Here is an 18318-nt window from a genome sequence, read left to right on the forward strand (position 1 = left end):
GCGGGACTGCTTTGGTGGGTCCGGATTCAGGTGGAGGGGGCGATGCGCTTCTCGGGTCTCAGGATACTGGCCGAAGGTCTGACGGGCAACCGCGGCTGGCGGCCGCACTGGCGCGATCCGGCGCCCAAGGACGCCTATGACATCGTGGTGATCGGCGGCGGCGGGCACGGTCTGGCCACCGCCTTCTACCTGGCCAAGGAACATGGGCTGACCAATGTGGCCGTGCTGGAAAAGGGCTATCTGGGCGGTGGCAACGTCGGGCGGAACACCACCATCGTGCGGGCGAACTACAACCTGCCGGGCAACTCCGAGTTCTATTCCCATTCGCTGAAACTGTGGGAGGGGATGGAGCAGGAGTTGAACTTCAACACCATGATGAGCCAGCGCGGCGTGCTGAACCTGTGCCATTCGGACGGTCAGCGGGACTACTACGCGCGGCGCGGCAACTCGATGCGCAACCAGGGCGACGATGCCGAGCTGCTGTCGCGCGAGCAGGTGCGCGAGATGGTGCCGTTCCTCGACTACGACAACGTGCGCTTTCCGATCTATGGCGGGCTGTTGCAGCGGCGCGGCGGCACGGCGCGGCACGACGCGGTGGCCTGGGGTTATGCGCGCGGTGCCGACCAGCGCGGCGTCGACCTGATCCAGAACTGCGAAGTGACCGGCATCGACATCGAGAACGGCCGCGTGACCGGCGTGCGGACGACGCGCGGCGCGATCAAGGCGAAAAAGGTCGGGATCGTCGTGGCGGGCCGGTCCGGTCAGGTGGCGGCGCTGGCCGGGATGCGCCTGCCGATCGAAAGCCACGTCCTGCAGGCCTTCGTGACCGAGGGGCTGAAGCCCTGCATCGACAACGTGGTGACCTTTGGCATGGGGCACTTCTACATCAGCCAGTCCGACAAGGGCGGGCTGGTGTTTGGCGGCGACCTCGATTTCTACGCCTCCTACGCGGCACGCGGCAACCTGCCGATGGCCGAACACGTCATGGAGGCGGCGATGACGCTGATGCCGATGATCGGCAAGGCGCGTGTGCTGCGCAGCTGGGGCGGGATCATGGACATGTCGCCCGACGGCTCGCCCATCATCGACCGGACGCCGGTCGAGGGGCTCTACCTCAATTGCGGCTGGTGTTACGGCGGCTTCAAGGCGGTGCCTGGCTCGGGCTATTCCTTTGCCCACCTGATCGCCACGGACCGCCCGCACGAACCGGCGGCGCGGTTCCGGCTGGACCGGTTCACCACCGGGCGCGGGATCATGGACGAGGAAGGCACCGGTGCGCAGCACAATCTGCATTGAGGGCCAGCGGCGGGGGCACAGCATGCGTATTTGGCAAGAGATGAGGCTGCCGGCGATGGTTCTGGCGCTGACGGCGGTACTGGCGGGTCAGGGTGTGGCCGAAGAGATCCGCGCAGGCTGTTACCAGCGCATCTATTCCGACCAGCACCTGCGCGACAATCCCGACCAGGTGGTCTGGCAGATGCGGCTGAAAGTGGGCAACGGACTTGCCGCCGGAGAGCGCGAGGCGGTCATGGAAGTGATCGCCGCGAACCAGGGGCATGCCCGGCGCGACGACAACAATGGCCGCGTGTTCACGCAGGGTCTCATTTGTCTTGACGATGCGGGGACGGCCCGCTGCCAGGTGGAATGCGACGGCGGGGGATTCGAGGTGACGCGACAGGACGGCGACGGGCTGACTTTTGCCACCGATTATCTGATGGTGGGCGAGGGCGACGGCTGTGGCGGGGTGATGGACCTTGCCGAAAAGGTGGGCGTCACGGTGAAGTACCGGTTGAACCGGGTCGGCGACGCCGTCTGTTCGGGGATGTGAGGCAATGCGACTGACCTGTCCTGTCTGCGGCGAGCGGGATCGCCGCGAATTCTACTACCAGGGGGCCGCCATCATGCTGGACCGCCCCTCGCCGGAGGCGCCAGCCGAGGCCTGGGCCGATTGGCTGCACCTGCGCGACAACCCGGCGGGGCGGACGCGCGACCTGTGGTATCATGAGGCGGGCTGCACCTCGTGGCTGCTGGTGGAGCGGGACACCGTCACGCACGAGATATTTTCGATGGAGCTGGTGGAGAGCCTCGATGCGGATTGACGGCAAGGGCCGGGTGGACCGCGCGGCGCCGCTGCGGTTCAGCTTTGACGGCAAGCCCTACACGGGCTTTGCCGGGGACACCCTGGCCTCGGCGCTGATCGGCGCCGGAGAGCGGCTGATCGGGCGCAGCTTCAAGTACCACCGTCCGCGCGGCGTGCTGACGGCCGGATCGGAAGAGCCGAACGGGCTGGTGACGGTGATGACCGCCAAGGATGCCGACCCCAACGCGCGCGCCACCGTGCAAGAGCTGTACGAGGGGCTGACCGCGATCAGCCAGAACCGCTGGCCCTCGCTGAATTTCGACGTGATGGGGGTCAATGACCTGGCCGCGCCCTTTTTTGGCGCGGGGTTCTATTACAAGACCTTCATGTGGCCCAAGAGTTTTTGGGAAAAGCTGTACGAGCCGATGATCCGCAAGGCGGCCGGGCTGGGCGCGCTGTCCGGCAAGCACAACCCGGACCGCTATGAGAAGGCCTATGCCTTTTGCGACGTGCTTGTGATCGGCGGCGGACCGGCCGGGATCATGGCGGCGCATGCGGCGGCGCAGGCGGGCGCGGACGTGATCCTGTGCTGCGAGGACAATGTCTTTGGCGGCCGTTTGCAGGCCGAGGAAGAGACGGTCGACGGCCAGCCGGGCCACGCCTGGGCGCTGGGCATGGTGGCGGAACTGGCGACGTTGGAGAACGTCCGCGTGATGCCGCGCACCACGGTGACGGGGGCCTATGACGGCGGCACCTACGGCGCGCTGGAACGCGTCTCGCAGCACTTGGCGACGCCGGGCGACGCGCCGGTCGAATGCTTCTGGCGGATCGCGGCGAAGCGTGCCGTGCTTTGCGCCGGTGCGCTGGAGCGGCACATCGCCTTCCGTGACAACGACCGTCCCGGTGTGATGATGGCGGGCGGGCTGCGGGCCTACATGAATCGCTGGGGCGTGGTGCCGGGGCGGCGCGTGGCGGTCTTTGGCAACAACGACGATGCGCACCGCACGGCCCGCGACGCGGCGGCGGCGGGGCTGAGCGTGGTCGCGCTGGTCGACAGCCGGCACGACGCCACCAACCTGGCCGGCGACGTGCCCTTCTATCCCGGCTGGCAGGTGACCCGGGCGCATGGCGCCAAGGGGCTGGAAGCGATCGACCTGATCGGTCCCCAGGGCGCCTACAGACGGCTGGCGGTGGACGCGCTGGGCGTGTCGGGCGGTTGGAACCCCTCGGTGCATCTGACCTGTCACCTGAACGGGCGGCCGGTCTGGGATGACGGCCTTGCCGCCTTTGTCCCCAAACCGGGTGCCGTGCCGGGGATGACGGTCGCCGGCGCGGTGCGCGGGACCTTTTCCACCGCCGGTTGCCTGCGCGAGGGCGCGGAGGCCGGGCTGGCGGCGGCCGCCGAGCTGGGTTTTGCCGGTGAGATGCCGGTGATCCCCGAGGCGGAGAACGTGGCCTACCGGGTGCGTCCGCTCTGGGCTGTCCCGGGCAAGGGGCGGGCCTGGCTGGATTTCCAGAACGACGTGACGGTGAAGGACGTCAAGCAGGCGGCGACCGAGAACTATCGCAGCGTCGAGCACATGAAGCGCTACACCACGCAGGGCATGGCGACCGACCAGGGCAAAAGCTCCAACGTCGCGGCGCTGGCGGTGCTGGCCGATGCCACCGGGCGTGGAATCCCGGAGACGGGGACGACGACGTTCCGGCCGCCCTACGTGCCGGTGTCGATCGCGGCGATGGGCGCGGGATCGCAGGGCAAGGGATTTGCCCCGCAGCGCTTCACCACCTCGCATGACTTCAGCGTCGCACGCGGCGCGCCGATGATCGAGGCGGGTCTTTTGTATCGGCCGTCGGACTTCCCCCGCGCGGGGGGAAAGACCTGGCGCGACAGCTGTGACCGCGAAGTGAAGATGGTGCGCGAGGCGGTGGGTGTCTGCGATGTCTCGACCCTGGGCAAGATCGACCTGCAAGGGCCGGATGTGGGGGCGTTCCTCGACCTCGTGTACACCAACGTCTTTTCGACGCTGAAGCCGGGGCGGGTGCGGTACGGGCTGATGCTGCGGGAGGACGGGCACGTCATGGATGACGGCACCACCGCGCGGCTGTCGGACAGCCAGTGGGTGATGACCACCACCACCGCTGCGGCAGGGCAGGTGATGAAGCATCTCGACTGGGTCAAGCAGGCCTACTGCCGCGATATGGACCTGCGGTTCGTTTCCGTCACCGAGCAATGGGCTCAGTTTGCCGTGGCCGGACCAAAGGCGCGCGAGCTGCTGAACGGACTGCTGGAGACGCCGGTCGAGGATGCGGGCTTTCCCTACATGGCCTGCGGGCCGGTCTCGGTCGGCGGTGTCGCGGCGCGGCTGTTCCGCATCTCCTTCTCCGGCGAACACGCCTACGAGATCGCGGTGCCGGCGCGTTTCGGTGCAAGCCTGTTCGAGGCGCTGGTGGCGCGGGCCGAGGGACTGGGCGGCGGCGCCTACGGCATGGAGGCCCTGAACGTGATGCGGATCGAAAAGGGGCACATCACCCACGCCGAGATCCACGGCCGCACCACTGCTTTCGACATCGGGTTTGCGCGGATGATCTCGGCCCGGAAGGACTGCATCGGCAAGGCGCTGGCGGCGCGGCCCGGGATGGTCGAGGACTCGCGTGAGCAGCTGGTCGGGCTGCGCCCGGTGACGCCGGGATCGCTGCTGACCGCCGGGGCACATTTGTTCGACAAGGGGGCCGAGGCGGTGCGCGTGAACGACCAGGGCTATGTCACCTCGGTCTGTTTCTCTCCGACGCTGAACACGGCGCTGGGCCTGGGATTTCTGAAGAACGGCCGGGCGCGGCATGGCGAGGAAATCCGGCTGGTCGACCATGTGCGCGGCAAGGAGGTGCTGTGCGTGGTGGGGGACCCGGTGGCCTTTGATCCCGAGGGAGGGCGGTTGCGTGGTTGAACTGAAGGCCTTGAGCCCCTGCGCGGGGCTGTTGCCGGTGACCAGGGGCGGCGTGACATTGAGCGAGGTCGATCCCGGGCGGCTGACCGCGCTGATGCCCTTCAAGGGGCAGGCAGAGGCGCTGTCGGCGGCGCTGACGGCCGCGCATGGCGTGGCGCTTCCGGCACCCGGCCGGGTGGTGGAAGGCGAGGGCGTGCTGTGCGGCTGGACCGGGCGCGGGCAGGTCTTCCTTGCGGGGCCGGCACCGGACGAGGGCCTGGCGCGGTTTGCCTCGGTCACGGATCAGTCGGACGCCTGGGCGGTGGTCGAGTTGAGCGGCGCAGGGATCGAGGATGTGCTGGCGCGGCTGGTGCCGATCGACCTGCGGCCCGCAGCCTTTTCCGAAGGGTCGGCGGCGCGGACACTGTGCCAGCACATGACAGTCACCGTCTGGCGGGTGGGACCGGGGCTGCGGGTCATGGGCTTCCGCTCGATGGCGCGGACGCTTGCGCATGAAATCGCCGACGCCATGGCCTCGGTTGCCGGGCGGCAGGCCGCGGGCTAGAACCTGCGCAACGCTGCTTTGTGGAGAGTCGACATGCGTGGTCTGGCGATGATGGCTGTTTTGGGGTTTCTGGCAGCCGGAGCCTCGGCGCAGGATGCGGACACACCGGTCGACAAATGCGCCCAGACCGAGGCCTGGTTCATGATGGCCGTGGATGCGCGCCTGGCCGGGGATACCCTGCGCAAGGTGCGCCGGACCCTGACCCAGGAGATGGGCAAGACGGCGGCGGAACAACTGGCGGATTTCGTCTTTGCCCTGCCCGAAGCGCAGCTGACGCCGGAGGTGGGCAAGCTGGCCCGCGCCCAGTGCGAGGCGCTCTGAGCGGAGCGCGCAAATTCCGCGAACGGAATTTGCAAATTTCATTGATGAAATTTGACCGCTCCTGACCCGCGGCGTGCATGGGCCAGTAGCGACCGGCCTGCCACACTGGACTCACCGGCGGCTTGGCCCGATATTGGCCCCATGAGTCTCCCCCCCGGTTTCCTGGACGAACTGCGCAATCGCCTGAGCCTGTCACAGGTGGTCGGGCGCAAGGTGCTGTGGGACAACCGAAAGTCCAACCAGGGCAAGGGCGACCTATGGGCGCCTTGTCCCTTTCACCATGAAAAAACCGCTTCTTTTCATGTGGATGACCGCAAAGGATACTACTATTGTTTTGGCTGCCACGCCAAGGGCGACGCGATTTCCTTTGTCCGTGAGACGGAAAACGTCAGCTTTATCGAGGCGATCGAGATCCTGGCCGCCGAAGCCGGGATGGAGGTGCCGAAACAGGATCCCCGTGCGCAGGAAAAGGCAGACCGCCGCACGCAGCTAACCGAGGTCATGGAGCAGGCGGTGGGCTTCTTCCGGCTTATGCTGAAGACAGGCGCGGCGGCCGAGGCGCGCGCCTACCTGGCGCGGCGCGGGCTGAACGAGGCGGCCCTTGCGCGGTGGGAAATCGGTTTCGCGCCGTCCGGCTGGGACAACCTGCGCAACGCGCTGGCCGCCAAGGGCGTACCCGTCGACCTGATGCTGGCCGCCGGGCTGGTCAAGACCTCGGAGAAGGGCCGGCAGCCCTATGACGTGTTCCGCGACCGCATCATGTTCCCGATCCGCGACGGGCGCGGCCGCGCCATCGCCTTTGGCGGGCGCGCCATGGACCCGGCCGACAACGCGAAATACCTGAACTCGCCCGAAACCGAGCTGTTCGACAAGTCGCGCAACCTCTACAATCTCAAGCCCGCGCGCGAGGCCTCGGGCAAGGGCCAGCCGCTGGTGGTGGCCGAGGGCTACATGGACGTGATCGCCCTGTCCGAGGCGGGGTTCGGCGCATCTGTCGCGCCCTTGGGCACTGCCGTGACCGAGCCGCAATTGCAGCTGATGTGGCGGCTTTCACCGGAACCGGTGATCGCGCTGGATGGTGACACCGCCGGGCTTCGCGCCGCCTTTCGGGTGATCGACCTGGCGCTGCCACTGCTGGAATCCGGCAAGGGGCTGCGGTTCGCGCTGATGCCCGAGGGCAAGGACCCCGACGACCTGTTGCGCGCCGAAGGGCCGGAGGCGGTCAAGAAGGTGCTCGACGCCGCCATCCCCATGGTCGACCTGCTGTGGCGGCAGGAAACCGAGGGCAAGGTCTTTGACAGCCCGGAACGCCGCGCGGCGCTGGAGGCGTCTCTCGACCTGCGCATCGGCAAGATACAGGACCAGAACCTGCGGTATCATTACGGTCAAGCGCTCAAGAAAATGCGCTTTGAAGCCTTCCGATCCCCGCGTTCCGAACGTATGCCCGGAGTCCAGCGCGCCCCGTGGCGACCCAAGGGCGCGCCGCTGCCGGCCAGCCAGGGTGCCAAGGCTTCGCTTCTTGTCACCGCGGGCGACGCCGGGGAGCGGCGCCTGCGCGAGGAGGTGATCCTGTCCGCGATCCTGTCTGCGCCCGAGATCGTCGAAGAGTTCGAGGGTGAACTGGAAGCGATGGACTGCTCTGACGGTCAACTTGCGGCGCTTCGCGATGCCCTGGTGACCGGGAGCGGTACTCCGGAGGAGCGCAGGGCGCGGGTCGAGGCGGCGATAGGCGCGGAGGCCCTTGAAAACTTGCTGGCGCGGGGCCATGTCGCCGTGGTGCCCTGTATTCGTACGCCCGGAAACGCCGATCTGGCGCGTCTGACCGTGGCCGAGGAACTGGCCAAGCTTGCAGCGTACGAGGGCTGGCACGCCGAATTGAAAGAGGCCGAAGAGTACCTGGAAGCAAGCGCCGACGAGGCGCTGACATGGCGTCTGGCCGAGGCCGCGCGGGTCCGCGCACAGGCAGGGCGCCGCCGCGACGAGGACGACACCGACTATGAAATCGGCCCCAACGGCGCCCAGATCGACCGCGAGGAGCGTACTGCCTTTGATTCGCTCCTGTCGCAGATCCGATTCGACAAAGGCCGCAAGTGAGCAGCGAATTGGTGACGAACTGGTAAAGAAATATGGTTAAACGGGTGTTCGAATCACTCAATCGCGCTATTGAGTCGTTTCTACGAATCGCTCCCGGTTTCGAGCCCCCCATCAGGAGAGCCGCATGGCAGCCAAGGACAACGAAGACGTCAAGTCCGATGACCAGGAAGAGGATGTCAGCCTCGACATGAGTCAGGCGGCGGTCAAGAAGATGATCGCCGAGGCGCGCGAGCGCGGCTACATCACCTACGACCAGCTCAACCAGGTCCTTCCCCCCGATCAGGTCTCGTCCGACCAGATCGAGGACGTGATGTCCATGCTGTCCGAAATGGGCATCCAGGTCACCGAGGAGGAAGAGCAGGAGGACGACGACAACAAGGGGTCGACCGATCTGGTCGAGACCAAGAAGGCCGGCGAGGTCGCGCTGTCCTCCAGCGGCGCCGAAAAGCTGGACCGGACCGATGACCCGGTGCGCATGTACCTGCGCGAGATGGGCAGCGTCGAACTGCTGAGCCGCGAGGGCGAGATCGCCATCGCCAAGCGCATCGAGGCCGGCCGCAACACGATGATCCTGGGGCTGTGCGAAAGCCCGCTGACCTTCCAGGCGATCACCATCTGGCGCGAGGAATTGCTGTCCGAGGACATCCTGCTGCGCGACGTGATCGACCTCGAGACCACGTTCTCGGGGCAGTTGGGGGAAGACGGCGAGTTGGGCGAGCCGGTGGTCGACACTGCCGGGGTCGAGACCACGACCAAGGATCGTGCCGACGAGCCCGAGTACGACGCCGACGGCAACCCCATCGCCAAGGACGACGACGACGAGGACGACGAGCAGGCCAACATGTCGCTGGCCGCGATGGAGACCGCGCTCAAGCCGCGTGTGCTCGAAACACTCGACCGCATCGCCCGCGACTACGAAGAGCTGGCCGAGATGCAGGACAGCCGGATCTCGGCGACCCTGAACGAGGACGGGTCCTTCGACTCCGACGACGAGGCGCGCTACCAGAAGCTGCGCTCCGAGATCGTCGAGCTGGTGAACGAGCTGCACCTGCACAACAACCGGATCGAGGCGCTGATCGACCAGCTGTATGGCATCAACAAGCGCATCATGTCGATCGACAGCGCCATGGTGAAGCTGGCCGACCAGGCGCGCATCAACCGCAAGGAATTCATCGACGAGTACCGCGGCCACGAGCTGGACCCCAACTGGCTGGAACGGATGGGCGACAAGTCCGGGCGCGGCTGGCAGATGTTCATCGAACGCTCCAGCGACAAGGTCGAGGAGCTGCGCACCGACATGGCGCAGGTCGGCCAGTACGTCGGCCTCGACATCAGCGAATTCCGCCGCATCGTGAACCAGGTCCAGAAGGGCGAAAAGGAAGCCCGCCAGGCCAAGAAGGAAATGGTCGAGGCCAACCTGCGCCTGGTGATCTCCATCGCCAAGAAATACACCAACCGCGGCCTGCAATTCCTTGATCTCATTCAGGAAGGCAACATCGGCCTGATGAAGGCGGTGGACAAGTTCGAATACCGCCGCGGCTACAAGTTCTCGACCTATGCCACCTGGTGGATCCGCCAGGCGATCACCCGCTCGATCGCCGACCAGGCCCGCACCATCCGTATCCCGGTGCACATGATCGAGACGATCAACAAGCTGGTCCGCACCGGTCGCCAGATGTTGCACGAGATCGGCCGCGAACCGACGCCGGAAGAATTGGCCGAAAAGCTCCAGATGCCGCTGGAGAAGGTCCGCAAGGTGATGAAGATCGCCAAGGAACCGATTTCGCTCGAGACCCCGATCGGGGACGAGGAAGACAGCCAGCTTGGCGATTTCATCGAGGACAAGAACGCGATCCTGCCGCTGGATTCGGCGATCCAGGAGAACCTGAAGGAAACGACGACGCGCGTGCTGTCCTCGCTCACCCCGCGCGAGGAACGGGTGCTGCGGATGCGCTTTGGCATCGGCATGAACACCGACCACACGCTGGAAGAAGTGGGCCAGCAGTTCAGCGTGACCCGCGAGCGGATCCGCCAGATCGAGGCCAAGGCGCTGCGCAAGCTCAAGCACCCATCGCGGAGCCGCAAGCTGCGCTCCTTCCTGGACCAGTAAACCGGCATGGCGTTCTGGAAGAACCTGTTTGGCGGCGGCAAGGGCGCAAAGGGTGCCCCTGCCGCCGAAGCCGTAGACTACGAAGGGTTTCGCATCACGCCGCAGCCCTTTGCCGCGGAAGGCGGTTATCGCATCCGCGCCATCATCGAGGGAGAGGTCGGGGGCGAAACCCGGCGCCACGAGATGATCCGGGCAGACGTCATCAGTGACCCGGAGGAGGCCAAGGCGGCTTCTGTCCGCAAGGCGCAGCAGATGATCGACCAGATGGGCGCGCGCCTGTTCGGGGTCTGAGGGCCATGCGCGGCTGGATCGTCCGGCTGGACTGGCGGATCGTGGCGCTGTTGTGCGCCACCCTCGGCCTTGCGCCGTTCCTGCCTGAACCGCACCTGTGGGAAAAACTGAAGCTGCTGGCCGCCGGGACGCTGGTGCGTCCGATGGACATCTTCGACCTGGTGCTGCACGGCGCGCCCTGGCTGTTGCTGGGTTTCAAGCTGCTCTTGGGTCGGTCCCGGCCGGAGTGACCGGCCGGGATGGCGCAGGTCAGTTCAGGTGTTCATTGAAGAACGCGATGGTGCGGTCCCACGCCAGCGTTGCCGCCGCCTCGTCGTAGCGCGGGGTCGAATCGTTGTGGAACCCGTGGTTCACACCGGGGTAGATATGCGCGGTGTAGGTCTTGCCGTGCTCCTTGAGCGCGGCCTCGTAGGCCGGCCAGCCTTCGTTGATGCGCTCGTCCAGTTCGGCGTATTGCAGCAGCAGCGGCGCCTGGATTTTCGGCACGTCTTCGGCGCTGGCCTGGCGGCCGTAGAACGGCACCGAGGCGGAGAGTTCCGGATAGGCCACCGCCAGAGCATTGCAGACGCCGCCGCCATAGCAGAACCCGACGCAGCCGACCTTGCCGGTGGTGTCGGAATGGCCGGCGAGGAATTCGTAGGCGGCAAAGAAATCGTTCATCAGCTTCACGCCGTCGACCGTGCTTTGCAGCTCGCGTCCGGCAGTGTCGTTGCCCGGGTAGCCACCGACAGAGGACAGCCCGTCGGGGGCCAGCGCGATGAAGCCCGCCTTGGCGACGCGGCGCGCGACATCCTCGATGTAGGGGTTCAGGCCGCGGTTCTCGTGCACCACGACGACCGCCGGCAGCGGCCCGGTGGCGTTGGCGGGCTTCACCAGGTAGCCGCGCACCTCGCCGTGGCCGTTGGGCGAAGGATACGTGATGTAGGTCGGGACGATGTCCGGATCGGTGAAATCGACCTGGTGCGCCAGGGCGTAGTTGGGCGACAGCATGTTCAGCAGCGCCAGGGCGGTCACGCCGCCGATGGCGAATTTGCCCGCGCGGTCGAGGAACTCGCGCTTGGTGATCTTGCCGTGCGCGTAGAAGTCGTAGAGGTCCAGCAATTCCTGGTCGAAATCGGCGGCCGTCATGCGGCGCGGCGGGGTCTGATCGTTCATGGTACGCTCCCTGTTGCCCGTGCCGGTTCGTTGCGTTGCGTTGCCGGCGGACGGATGGCAGAAGGATAGAGGCGAGATGACGCAGGAAAATCGAAATGTCGGTCACACGGTTCACGATTGCGACATCCGGGCCGGGGCTCTACGAGATCACGCCGCAGGTCGCTGCCTGGGTGGCCGAGACGACGCAGGGGCAGGGGGACGGGTTGTGCACGCTGTTCCTGCGACACACCTCGGCCAGCCTGCTGATCCAGGAAAACGCCGACCCGGACGTGCGCCGTGACCTCGACGCCTTTTTCGCGCGTTTGGTGCCCGACGCCGACGCGCCGGACATGGCCTACCTGACCCACCGCTGCGAAGGGCCGGACGACATGCCGGCCCACATCAAGGCGGCGCTGTTGCCCGTCAGCCTGGGCATTCCGGTGATCGCTGGGCGGCTGGGCCTCGGCACCTGGCAAGGCATCTACCTGTTCGAGCACCGGACAGCCCCGCATCGGCGCGAGATCCTGGTCCAGCTGACGGGGTGAGGATTTCCGCCATTGTCCGCTGGCGTCCCGGTGGTAGGCTTTGAACCACCAACACACCTGTTCATGTCATCATTCGGGATCAAACCCATGCCACGCAAGTCCAGAGGTCGGGCGGTCTTCGCCATTGGTCTCCTGCTCGTCGCCGGCGGAGCGGGTGCCCTGATCGGTGTGCCCGAATATCTTGTCCGCCAGTCCGTCGAATACGCCAACACCTGCCTCGCGGTCGCCGAGAAGGACCGCGACCGGATCTGCCGGTTCATCGGCGGGCCGCTCGAGATGGCGGGACAGCCGGTCTACATCGAGAACGTCTCGCACGCCTTCCTGCCGACGACGGTCAAGATCGACTTTGTCGACGGGCGGGGCACCACCTGGACCGCGCCGGCCAACACGCTGACCGACGGCGCCAGCATCCCGGTGATCTTTGCGCCGCTGTTCGGCGACCGGCAGAGCCGGGAATACGTCATGGCCGCCGCGCTGCACGACGCCTATTGCGGCATCGGCAACGAAGAGCTGGAAACCTTCCGCACGCGCTCCTGGCGCGAGGTCCACCGCATGTTCTACGAGGCGCTGCTGGTCAACGGCACCTCGCCGAAGACGGCCAAGATCATGTACGCCGCCGTCATCCTGGGCGGGCCGCGCTGGGATGAACCCGCGCGCATGCTGGATCATCTGCCTCCCGAGGTGTTGAAACAGGAGATGGAATGGTGTCTGAAGTGGATTGAGCTGACCGATCCCGCGCCGGAAGAGATCGAGCAGTGGATGGAAGAGCGCGAAACGCTGCTTTTGTCCGGGGCCGAACAGACGATGCCCGATTACCTCCGTCCGGCGAAGGACCCGAGGAACTTCTGACCATGCCTTCAGCCGAGGCCGACCGCTGGATCGCCACACATGCCTCCGACCTGTCGGAGGCATGTGCCCGCATTTTCGACTATGCCGAACCGGCCTGGCGGGAATACCGCTCGGCCGAGTGGTACGTGGCACGGCTGCGCGCCGAGGGATTCGAGGTCGAGGAAGGCTCGGCCGGGATGCCAACCGCGTTTTGCGCGCGCTGGCGGCAGGGCGATGGGCCGATCATCGGCATGTATGCGGAATATGACGCGGTCCCTGCGAACTGCCAGGCGCCGGTGCCGTTCGAGGCGCCGCGAGACGGTCAAAGCGTGCTTGCCGCCGGGCACACCGATCCGCATTCGGCGCTGGGCATGGGGGCGCTGGCGGGCGTGCTGGCGACCAAGGCCGCGATGATGGCCCATGGCATTCCCGGTGGCTTGCAGATCACCGGGGAACCGGCGGAAAAGGTGCGCGGGTCCAAGCCCTTGCATGCCGCTGCCGGCTATTACGACGGGTTGGCCGCGATGCTGTCCTGGCATCCGTTCTACATGCTGCCGCTGTGCAACACCCTGCGCTGGGACACCCATTGCGGCGCGGCCTATTCCTTTGTCTACCGGTTCCGCTGTGACGCGCCACAGATGTGGATGCGGGGCGGGGCGGGTGCGCCGCCGATCCCGCAAAGCCATTCGGACGTGCGCGCGCCGGGGGCCAACGATGCGCTGGTGATGATGTACCAGATGGCGCGGTCCTTGCGCGACTCCATGCTGCCGCATCGCGGCGGCTGGTCGGTGTCCGAGGCGATCCTGTCCACCGGCCAGGCCACCGCCGACAACCTGCCCGCGCGGCAGGCCGACCTGCAATACATGATCCGCGTCGCGGACCTGGCCATGGCCGAACAGATCACCGCGCAGCTGGACCGCCTGTCGCAGCACGTTGCGCAAGTCTGTGGCTGCACGGTCGAAAAGACCTGGGTCTGCAAATCGCGCCCCGGCCTGGCCAACCACGCGCTGACGCAGATCGGCTGGGAGGCGTTACAGCAGGTTGGCGCGCCGCGCTACACGCCCGAGGCGCTCGATCTCGCGCGGCAAGTGCAGGCCGCTTGCGGCCAGCCGGTGACCGAAGACCCGCTGATCCCCGAGTGCACCCGCCTGATCGCCCCGCAGGAGGCCGAGGCGATCCTGCGCCGCGACCTGCCGCCTGCGCAGCTCAACAGCACCTCGGACGACTACACCGACATGTGCTGGCACGCGCCCACACTGCGGCTGTACATCGCGCGCCCGGCCCTGCGCGGCGGGCCCTATCCGCCATGGGCGATGAACGCGCTGGGCGGGATGCCCGCGCTGATCGACCCCAGCGTCCAGACCGCCGGGCGCGTGCTGGCGCGGACCGCATTGCGCCTGCTGACCGACCCGGAGGCACGGCAAAGCGCCTGGGCCGAGTTCGAACAGCGCCGCGATGCCGCGCCGATCCCGCCGCTGGCCGATTATCCGCCACCCGTGGACCTGCCCTGGCCGGAGTATGTCACCACGCCGCGCGGGCGGCATTGGCACATCCCCGGCTGAGCGCGCCCTTTATCTTGCGGCGGCAAGAACCCTCTACCCAAATTCTGGCGGCTCCCCTATAGTGACTGTGGATAAGTGGGGGCCAACCCCATGACCAGAGGCAGGAACATCAAGAAGATTGAGGGGATGGGCCCATGCGCTGCCCGTTTTGCGGAAATATCGACACCCAGGTAAAGGACTCGCGTCCCGCCGAAGACCACGTTTCGATCCGGAGGCGGCGCTATTGCCCAGCCTGTGCGGGGCGTTTCACCACCTACGAGCGGGTGCAGCTGCGCGACCTCGTGGTCATCAAGACCAGCGGCCGACGCGAGGATTTTGACCGGGACAAGCTGGAACGCTCGATCCGTATCGCGCTGCAAAAGCGCCCGATCGACCCGGAGCGCATCGACCAGATGATTTCCGGCATCGTGCGGCGTCTGGAAAGCATGGGCGAGACCGACATTCCCTCCAAGATGATCGGCGAGATCGTCATGGAGACGCTCGCCCGGATCGACACCGTGGCCTACGTGCGCTTTGCCAGCGTCTACAAGAATTTCCAGGCCGCCGACGATTTTGACAAGTTCGTCAGCGAGTTGCGCCCCGAGGACAAGACCGGAAAGTGAGCTCGGACGACCGCCGCCACATGGCCCATGCGCTTGCGCTCGGCCGGCGCGGGATGGGGCAGTGCTGGCCCAACCCGGCGGTCGGCTGTGTCCTCGTCCGCGACGGGCGCGTCGTCGGCCGGGGCTGGACCCAGCCCGGCGGCCGCCCCCATGCCGAGACTGAAGCGCTGCGCATGGCCGGTGAGGCCGCGCGCGGCGCCACCGCCTATGTCACCTTGGAACCCTGCGCACATCACGGCGCAACCCCGCCCTGCTGCGAGGCGCTGGCGGCGGCGGGCATTGCCCGCGTGGTGGCGCCCTTTTTCGATGCCGACAGCAGGGTCGATGGGCAGGGATTTGATTTTCTGAGGAAAAATGGCATCGAGGTCACGACCGGTGTGGGCGCCGAGCAGGCCCGCGTGGATCATGCCGGCTTCTTCTTCCGGGTTTCCACGGGGCGGCCCTGGGTCACGCTGAAGCTGGCGATGACGCTGGACGGGCGGATCGCCACGGCGACCGGAGAAAGCCGATGGATCACCGGGCCCGCCGCGCGGCACGCCGTGCACGCGCTGCGCGCCAGCCATGACGCGGTGATGGTCGGTGCGGGGACCGCGCGCGCCGACGACCCGCAACTCACCGTGCGCGGCTTTGGCGATCATCGCCAGCCGGTGCGCATCGTGGTCTCTCGGTTGATCGACGTGCCGCTGATGAGCCACCTGGCGCGCACCGCGACCCAGGTGCCGGTCTGGCTGTGCCACGGTTCCGACGCGCGCAGCGAATTGAAGACCGCGTGGCAGGGTCTGGGCGCGCGGCTGGTGCCGGTTCCGGTCACGGCGGGGCGGGTGGATCCGGCCGCCCTGTTGCAGGCCTTGGGGGCCGAGGGGCTGACGCGGGTGTTTTGCGAAGGCGGTGGACAACTGGCCGCTTCGCTCTTGCTGAACGACCTGGTGGACGAGCTGCACGTCTTTTCGGCAGGGGTGATGCTGGGCGCCGAGGGGCATCCCGCCGTGGGCGCGCTGGGGGTCGACCGGCTGGCCGAAGCACCGCGTTTCACGCTTGTGGATGTTCTTGAGGAAGGCGGCGACGTGCGCCATGTCTGGCGCCGCGCGCAACCGGTCTGAAACGCAACAAAGCCAGATGGTTAACGGGCCATGGCGCGGATTAACGAAACGTTAATATCCTGTGGACAAGTCTGAAAACAACTTTTCGCTCAAGGGGCTGGATCACATACCTGTCAACACGCCTTAACGGCGCCACAGGTGCGCGCGGCTGGCCATCAGGCCTTGAAGCTTGGCCAGGATCCTGTTGAGCGGTCCCGCAGCAGGGATCTCGCCGGACTTCAGCCGTTTGACAACCGTTTCGACCGAGCAGGCTGATCCCGTCAGCGGATCGAAATAGCGCGGGTAATCAATCAGGGTCGCATGCACCAAGGCCTCCAGCGTGGGGCGCGGACCGGCAAGGCGGCGGGCCGGGACGGGACAGAGGTCACGCGTCAGGCCCCAGCCGGCATAGAACGGCACGCCCAACGTCACGACGCGGCATCCCCGCAGCAAGGCCTCGAACCCGGTGAGCGAGGTCATGGTCCAGACCTCGTCCACCTCGCGCAGAAGGGCACCGATGTCGCAGCGGTTCAACTCAAGATCGGCCCAGCGGCCAGGATCGGACACCGCGCCGGCCCGCAATCCGGCTTCGACATCGGGATGCGGCTTCCACAGGATCACCGCTCCGGGATTCTCGGCCCGGGCGCGCTCCAGCAGCACGGTGTTGGACCGCATGTCCGGGCTGCCCAGGAGGATCGAGGCGTCGTCCTCGACTTGGCCGGGCACCAGGATCCTGTGTCCCGGCGGCAGGGGCGGCAATTCTCCGGAAAGGTTGTATTTGGACAAGCCTTCCTCCACCAGCGCGCGGATCAGCCTGTGGACACGTTCGGTTTGGTCCGGTCTCAGGCCGGCGGCACGGCGCTGGATCAGCGCGCCCAGGGCGGACGGGCGGGTCGGATCGTAGTAGATTCCCTGCGGATCCAGCACGAGAGAGAGCGGCGGCACCAATTCGGCCCCCAAACCGCGCGATCGCAGGAAGCCGTCTTCGACCCGGCAGCTGTTTTCCGGCGCCTTTCCGGCCCAGGCCATCTGGCGGCGGCCGGTCCTCAGGGCGATATCCTCAGCCTTGTTCACATCATCTTCGAAGATCAAGCGTTTGCCTTGACCAAAGAATTTCTGTAGCGGCGCCCTTTTCCACAGCCGCATTCCCGAGGCGACCCAGCCCGCCCTATCCTCGCGCCAGGCACGCGTGCGGGCTTCGAGAATGCCCAGCACATCCTCGACCTCGCACAGGCGATCCTCGTGCGGGTCGTACCACAGCGGAAAGAGGACCAGCGCGGCGGCGCAGAGTTGCGCGCGGGTCAGGCTGCGGCGACGGCGCGGGATCGGGTCTTCGTCCAGGGTGAGACCCCAGCCGGCGTAGAACGGCTTGCCAAAGACGCGGGGCCTGTGCCCGGCGAGGATCGCCTCGAAACCCATCTGCGAGGACACGGTATAGACCGCCGTGGCGCCCTCCAGCAGGGCCCAGGGCGAACAGGGGGCGTCGCACAGGCTGATGTCGCCGCACGCGTCCGTCTCGCGGAAATGGCCGGCGCGGTGGCCCGCCGCGGTTTCCGGGTGGGTTTTCAGGACGATGCGCGCGCCCGGGTTCTCCTCGCGCGCGACGAACAGCATCTCGAGGAACCGGGACCGATCCGCCCCGCTGGCCCGCACCGAGGCATCGCCGGCGGTCTGGTCGATCACCAGCACGTAGCCCGGGTCCGGTGGCGCGATGTCCAGCCGGGTGGCGGAATACTTGCTCAGGTGGGCTTCGCGCAACCGCGCCATGACCCCGCGCGCCCGGTTCAGCAGCGCGGTGTCGTCCAGAGGGTGGGTGTTCAGGAGGTCTTCGAGGTCCGAGGGGCCGCGCCCGTCGAAATGCACGCCGCGATGGTCCACCAGCAGGCCCAGCGGCGGCTCGCCGCTGCGGCCTGGGTGGAGGGAGCGCAGGAAGGCGTCCTCGATCCGCACCAACCCGGCGCCAGACCTGGCCGCCATCGCTTCGCCCCGGTGGGCATAGGGCGACTGGCCCCAGACGCCGACGAGGTCCGTGTCTTCGGGTCGGCCGGTCGTCACGCGGTAGCCGGCCAGTGTCAGGATGCGGCGGAGCCGGCGCTGCCAGAGAAAGCCGCCGTTGTAGACAAAAAGACGCCGGGGGTGGTCTCCCCCGGCGTGGCCCTGTCCCTCGTATGTTTTGTGCAAGG

At 66.9% G+C, this 18318-nt stretch carries 17 protein-coding genes; 15 read left to right on the top strand and 2 right to left on the bottom strand.

The features are described from left to right. The first annotated feature begins 42 nt into the window (after positions 1–42). The 10 genes from MAA8898_RS18280 (at position 43) to MAA8898_RS18325 (ending at position 10615) form a co-directional block, all read left to right on the top strand. Positions 43–1296, top strand: a complete 1254-nt coding sequence (locus tag MAA8898_RS18280; RefSeq protein WP_094022468.1) for a sarcosine oxidase subunit beta family protein — start codon at positions 43–45, stop codon at positions 1294–1296. Positions 1297–1318: 22 nt separating this feature from the next. Further along, positions 1319–1828 carry a hypothetical protein gene (locus MAA8898_RS18285; protein ID WP_141194887.1) on the top strand — a complete coding sequence of 170 codons (510 nt, stop codon included), beginning with the start codon at positions 1319–1321 and terminating at the stop codon, positions 1826–1828. A 4-nt stretch (positions 1829–1832) separates the two neighbouring features. Next, positions 1833–2099: a sarcosine oxidase subunit delta gene (locus MAA8898_RS18290; RefSeq protein WP_094022470.1), complete on the top strand. Its 267-nt coding sequence runs from the start codon at positions 1833–1835 to the stop codon at positions 2097–2099. After that, on the top strand, positions 2089–5025 hold the full coding sequence (locus MAA8898_RS18295; RefSeq protein WP_094022471.1) for a sarcosine oxidase subunit alpha family protein: 2937 nt from the start codon (positions 2089–2091) through the stop codon (positions 5023–5025). The genes MAA8898_RS18290 and MAA8898_RS18295 overlap by 11 nt, the downstream gene beginning before the upstream one ends. After that, a complete protein-coding gene (locus MAA8898_RS18300; protein ID WP_094022472.1) occupies positions 5018–5569 on the top strand; it encodes a sarcosine oxidase subunit gamma in 552 nt (183 codons plus the stop codon). The genes MAA8898_RS18295 and MAA8898_RS18300 overlap by 8 nt, the downstream gene beginning before the upstream one ends. Before the next feature lie 33 nt (positions 5570–5602). Then, positions 5603–5890 (top strand): hypothetical protein, encoded by a 288-nt coding sequence (locus tag MAA8898_RS18305; protein ID WP_141194888.1) that lies wholly within the window; start codon positions 5603–5605, stop codon positions 5888–5890. Positions 5891–6031: 141 nt separating this feature from the next. Next, positions 6032–7984 carry a DNA primase gene (dnaG, locus tag MAA8898_RS18310; protein WP_094022474.1) on the top strand — a complete coding sequence of 651 codons (1953 nt, stop codon included), beginning with the start codon at positions 6032–6034 and terminating at the stop codon, positions 7982–7984. A gap of 124 nt (positions 7985–8108) precedes the next feature. Continuing rightward, positions 8109–10094 (top strand): RNA polymerase sigma factor RpoD, encoded by a 1986-nt coding sequence (gene rpoD / locus MAA8898_RS18315; RefSeq protein WP_094022475.1) that lies wholly within the window; start codon positions 8109–8111, stop codon positions 10092–10094. A gap of 6 nt (positions 10095–10100) precedes the next feature. Further along, positions 10101–10385 carry an HlyU family transcriptional regulator gene (locus MAA8898_RS18320; protein ID WP_094022476.1) on the top strand — a complete coding sequence of 95 codons (285 nt, stop codon included), beginning with the start codon at positions 10101–10103 and terminating at the stop codon, positions 10383–10385. A 5-nt stretch (positions 10386–10390) separates the two neighbouring features. Then, positions 10391–10615, top strand: a complete 225-nt coding sequence (locus tag MAA8898_RS18325) for an RND transporter (RefSeq protein WP_094022477.1) — start codon at positions 10391–10393, stop codon at positions 10613–10615. Positions 10616–10634: 19 nt separating this feature from the next. On the opposite strand, the gene yghX is transcribed toward MAA8898_RS18325, so the two are convergent. Continuing rightward, positions 10635–11540, bottom strand: a complete 906-nt coding sequence (gene yghX, locus MAA8898_RS18330; protein ID WP_094022478.1) for a YghX family hydrolase — start codon at positions 11538–11540, stop codon at positions 10635–10637. A 95-nt stretch (positions 11541–11635) separates the two neighbouring features. Here yghX and MAA8898_RS18335 point away from each other — a divergent pair, with 95 nt between their 5' ends. The 5 genes from MAA8898_RS18335 to ribD all read left to right on the top strand — a co-directional run bounded on the left by MAA8898_RS18335 (position 11636) and on the right by ribD (position 16156). Then, a complete protein-coding gene (locus MAA8898_RS18335; protein ID WP_094022479.1) occupies positions 11636–12064 on the top strand; it encodes a secondary thiamine-phosphate synthase enzyme YjbQ in 429 nt (142 codons plus the stop codon). Positions 12065–12151: 87 nt separating this feature from the next. Beyond that, entirely contained in the window at positions 12152–12913 is a 762-nt protein-coding gene (locus tag MAA8898_RS18340) for a DUF1353 domain-containing protein (RefSeq protein ID WP_176445219.1), read from the top strand. A gap of 2 nt (positions 12914–12915) precedes the next feature. Next, positions 12916–14454 (top strand): zinc-binding metallopeptidase family protein, encoded by a 1539-nt coding sequence (locus MAA8898_RS18345; RefSeq protein WP_094022481.1) that lies wholly within the window; start codon positions 12916–12918, stop codon positions 14452–14454. Between the two features lie 134 nt (positions 14455–14588). After that, positions 14589–15056 carry a transcriptional regulator NrdR gene (nrdR, locus tag MAA8898_RS18350; protein ID WP_094022482.1) on the top strand — a complete coding sequence of 156 codons (468 nt, stop codon included), beginning with the start codon at positions 14589–14591 and terminating at the stop codon, positions 15054–15056. Beyond that, complete coding sequence (ribD, locus tag MAA8898_RS18355) at positions 15053–16156, top strand: bifunctional diaminohydroxyphosphoribosylaminopyrimidine deaminase/5-amino-6-(5-phosphoribosylamino)uracil reductase RibD (RefSeq protein ID WP_281252897.1); 1104 nt, start codon at positions 15053–15055, stop codon at positions 16154–16156. The genes nrdR and ribD overlap by 4 nt, the downstream gene beginning before the upstream one ends. A gap of 123 nt (positions 16157–16279) precedes the next feature. On the opposite strand, the gene MAA8898_RS18360 is transcribed toward ribD, so the two are convergent. Then, positions 16280–18316 carry a capsule polysaccharide biogenesis protein gene (locus MAA8898_RS18360; RefSeq protein WP_094022483.1) on the bottom strand — a complete coding sequence of 679 codons (2037 nt, stop codon included), beginning with the start codon at positions 18314–18316 and terminating at the stop codon, positions 16280–16282. Positions 18317–18318: the final 2 nt, after the last annotated feature.

The sequence above is a fragment of the Antarctobacter aquimaris genome (assembly GCF_900184945.1).
Taxonomy (GTDB): domain Bacteria; phylum Pseudomonadota; class Alphaproteobacteria; order Rhodobacterales; family Rhodobacteraceae; genus Maliponia; species Maliponia aquimaris.

What these genes read in the sequence shown, in the direction of transcription:
- dnaG (WP_094022474.1), top strand. Translation starts at nt 6,032, where the DNA reads ATGAGTCTCCCCCCCGGTTTCCTGGACGAACTGCGCAATCGCCTGAGC.
- MAA8898_RS18345 (WP_094022481.1), top strand. Translation starts at nt 12,916, where the DNA reads ATGCCTTCAGCCGAGGCCGACCGCTGGATCGCCACACATGCCTCCGAC.
- MAA8898_RS18320 (WP_094022476.1), top strand. Translation starts at nt 10,101, where the DNA reads ATGGCGTTCTGGAAGAACCTGTTTGGCGGCGGCAAGGGCGCAAAGGGT.
- MAA8898_RS18340 (WP_176445219.1), top strand. Translation starts at nt 12,152, where the DNA reads ATGCCACGCAAGTCCAGAGGTCGGGCGGTCTTCGCCATTGGTCTCCTG.
- MAA8898_RS18295 (WP_094022471.1), top strand. Translation starts at nt 2,089, where the DNA reads ATGCGGATTGACGGCAAGGGCCGGGTGGACCGCGCGGCGCCGCTGCGG.
- MAA8898_RS18305 (WP_141194888.1), top strand. Translation starts at nt 5,603, where the DNA reads ATGCGTGGTCTGGCGATGATGGCTGTTTTGGGGTTTCTGGCAGCCGGA.
- yghX (WP_094022478.1), bottom strand. Translation starts at nt 11,540, where the DNA reads ATGAACGATCAGACCCCGCCGCGCCGCATGACGGCCGCCGATTTCGAC.
- rpoD (WP_094022475.1), top strand. Translation starts at nt 8,109, where the DNA reads ATGGCAGCCAAGGACAACGAAGACGTCAAGTCCGATGACCAGGAAGAG.
- MAA8898_RS18285 (WP_141194887.1), top strand. Translation starts at nt 1,319, where the DNA reads ATGCGTATTTGGCAAGAGATGAGGCTGCCGGCGATGGTTCTGGCGCTG.
- nrdR (WP_094022482.1), top strand. Translation starts at nt 14,589, where the DNA reads ATGCGCTGCCCGTTTTGCGGAAATATCGACACCCAGGTAAAGGACTCG.
- MAA8898_RS18335 (WP_094022479.1), top strand. Translation starts at nt 11,636, where the DNA reads ATGTCGGTCACACGGTTCACGATTGCGACATCCGGGCCGGGGCTCTAC.
- MAA8898_RS18325 (WP_094022477.1), top strand. Translation starts at nt 10,391, where the DNA reads ATGCGCGGCTGGATCGTCCGGCTGGACTGGCGGATCGTGGCGCTGTTG.
- MAA8898_RS18280 (WP_094022468.1), top strand. Translation starts at nt 43, where the DNA reads ATGCGCTTCTCGGGTCTCAGGATACTGGCCGAAGGTCTGACGGGCAAC.
- MAA8898_RS18290 (WP_094022470.1), top strand. Translation starts at nt 1,833, where the DNA reads ATGCGACTGACCTGTCCTGTCTGCGGCGAGCGGGATCGCCGCGAATTC.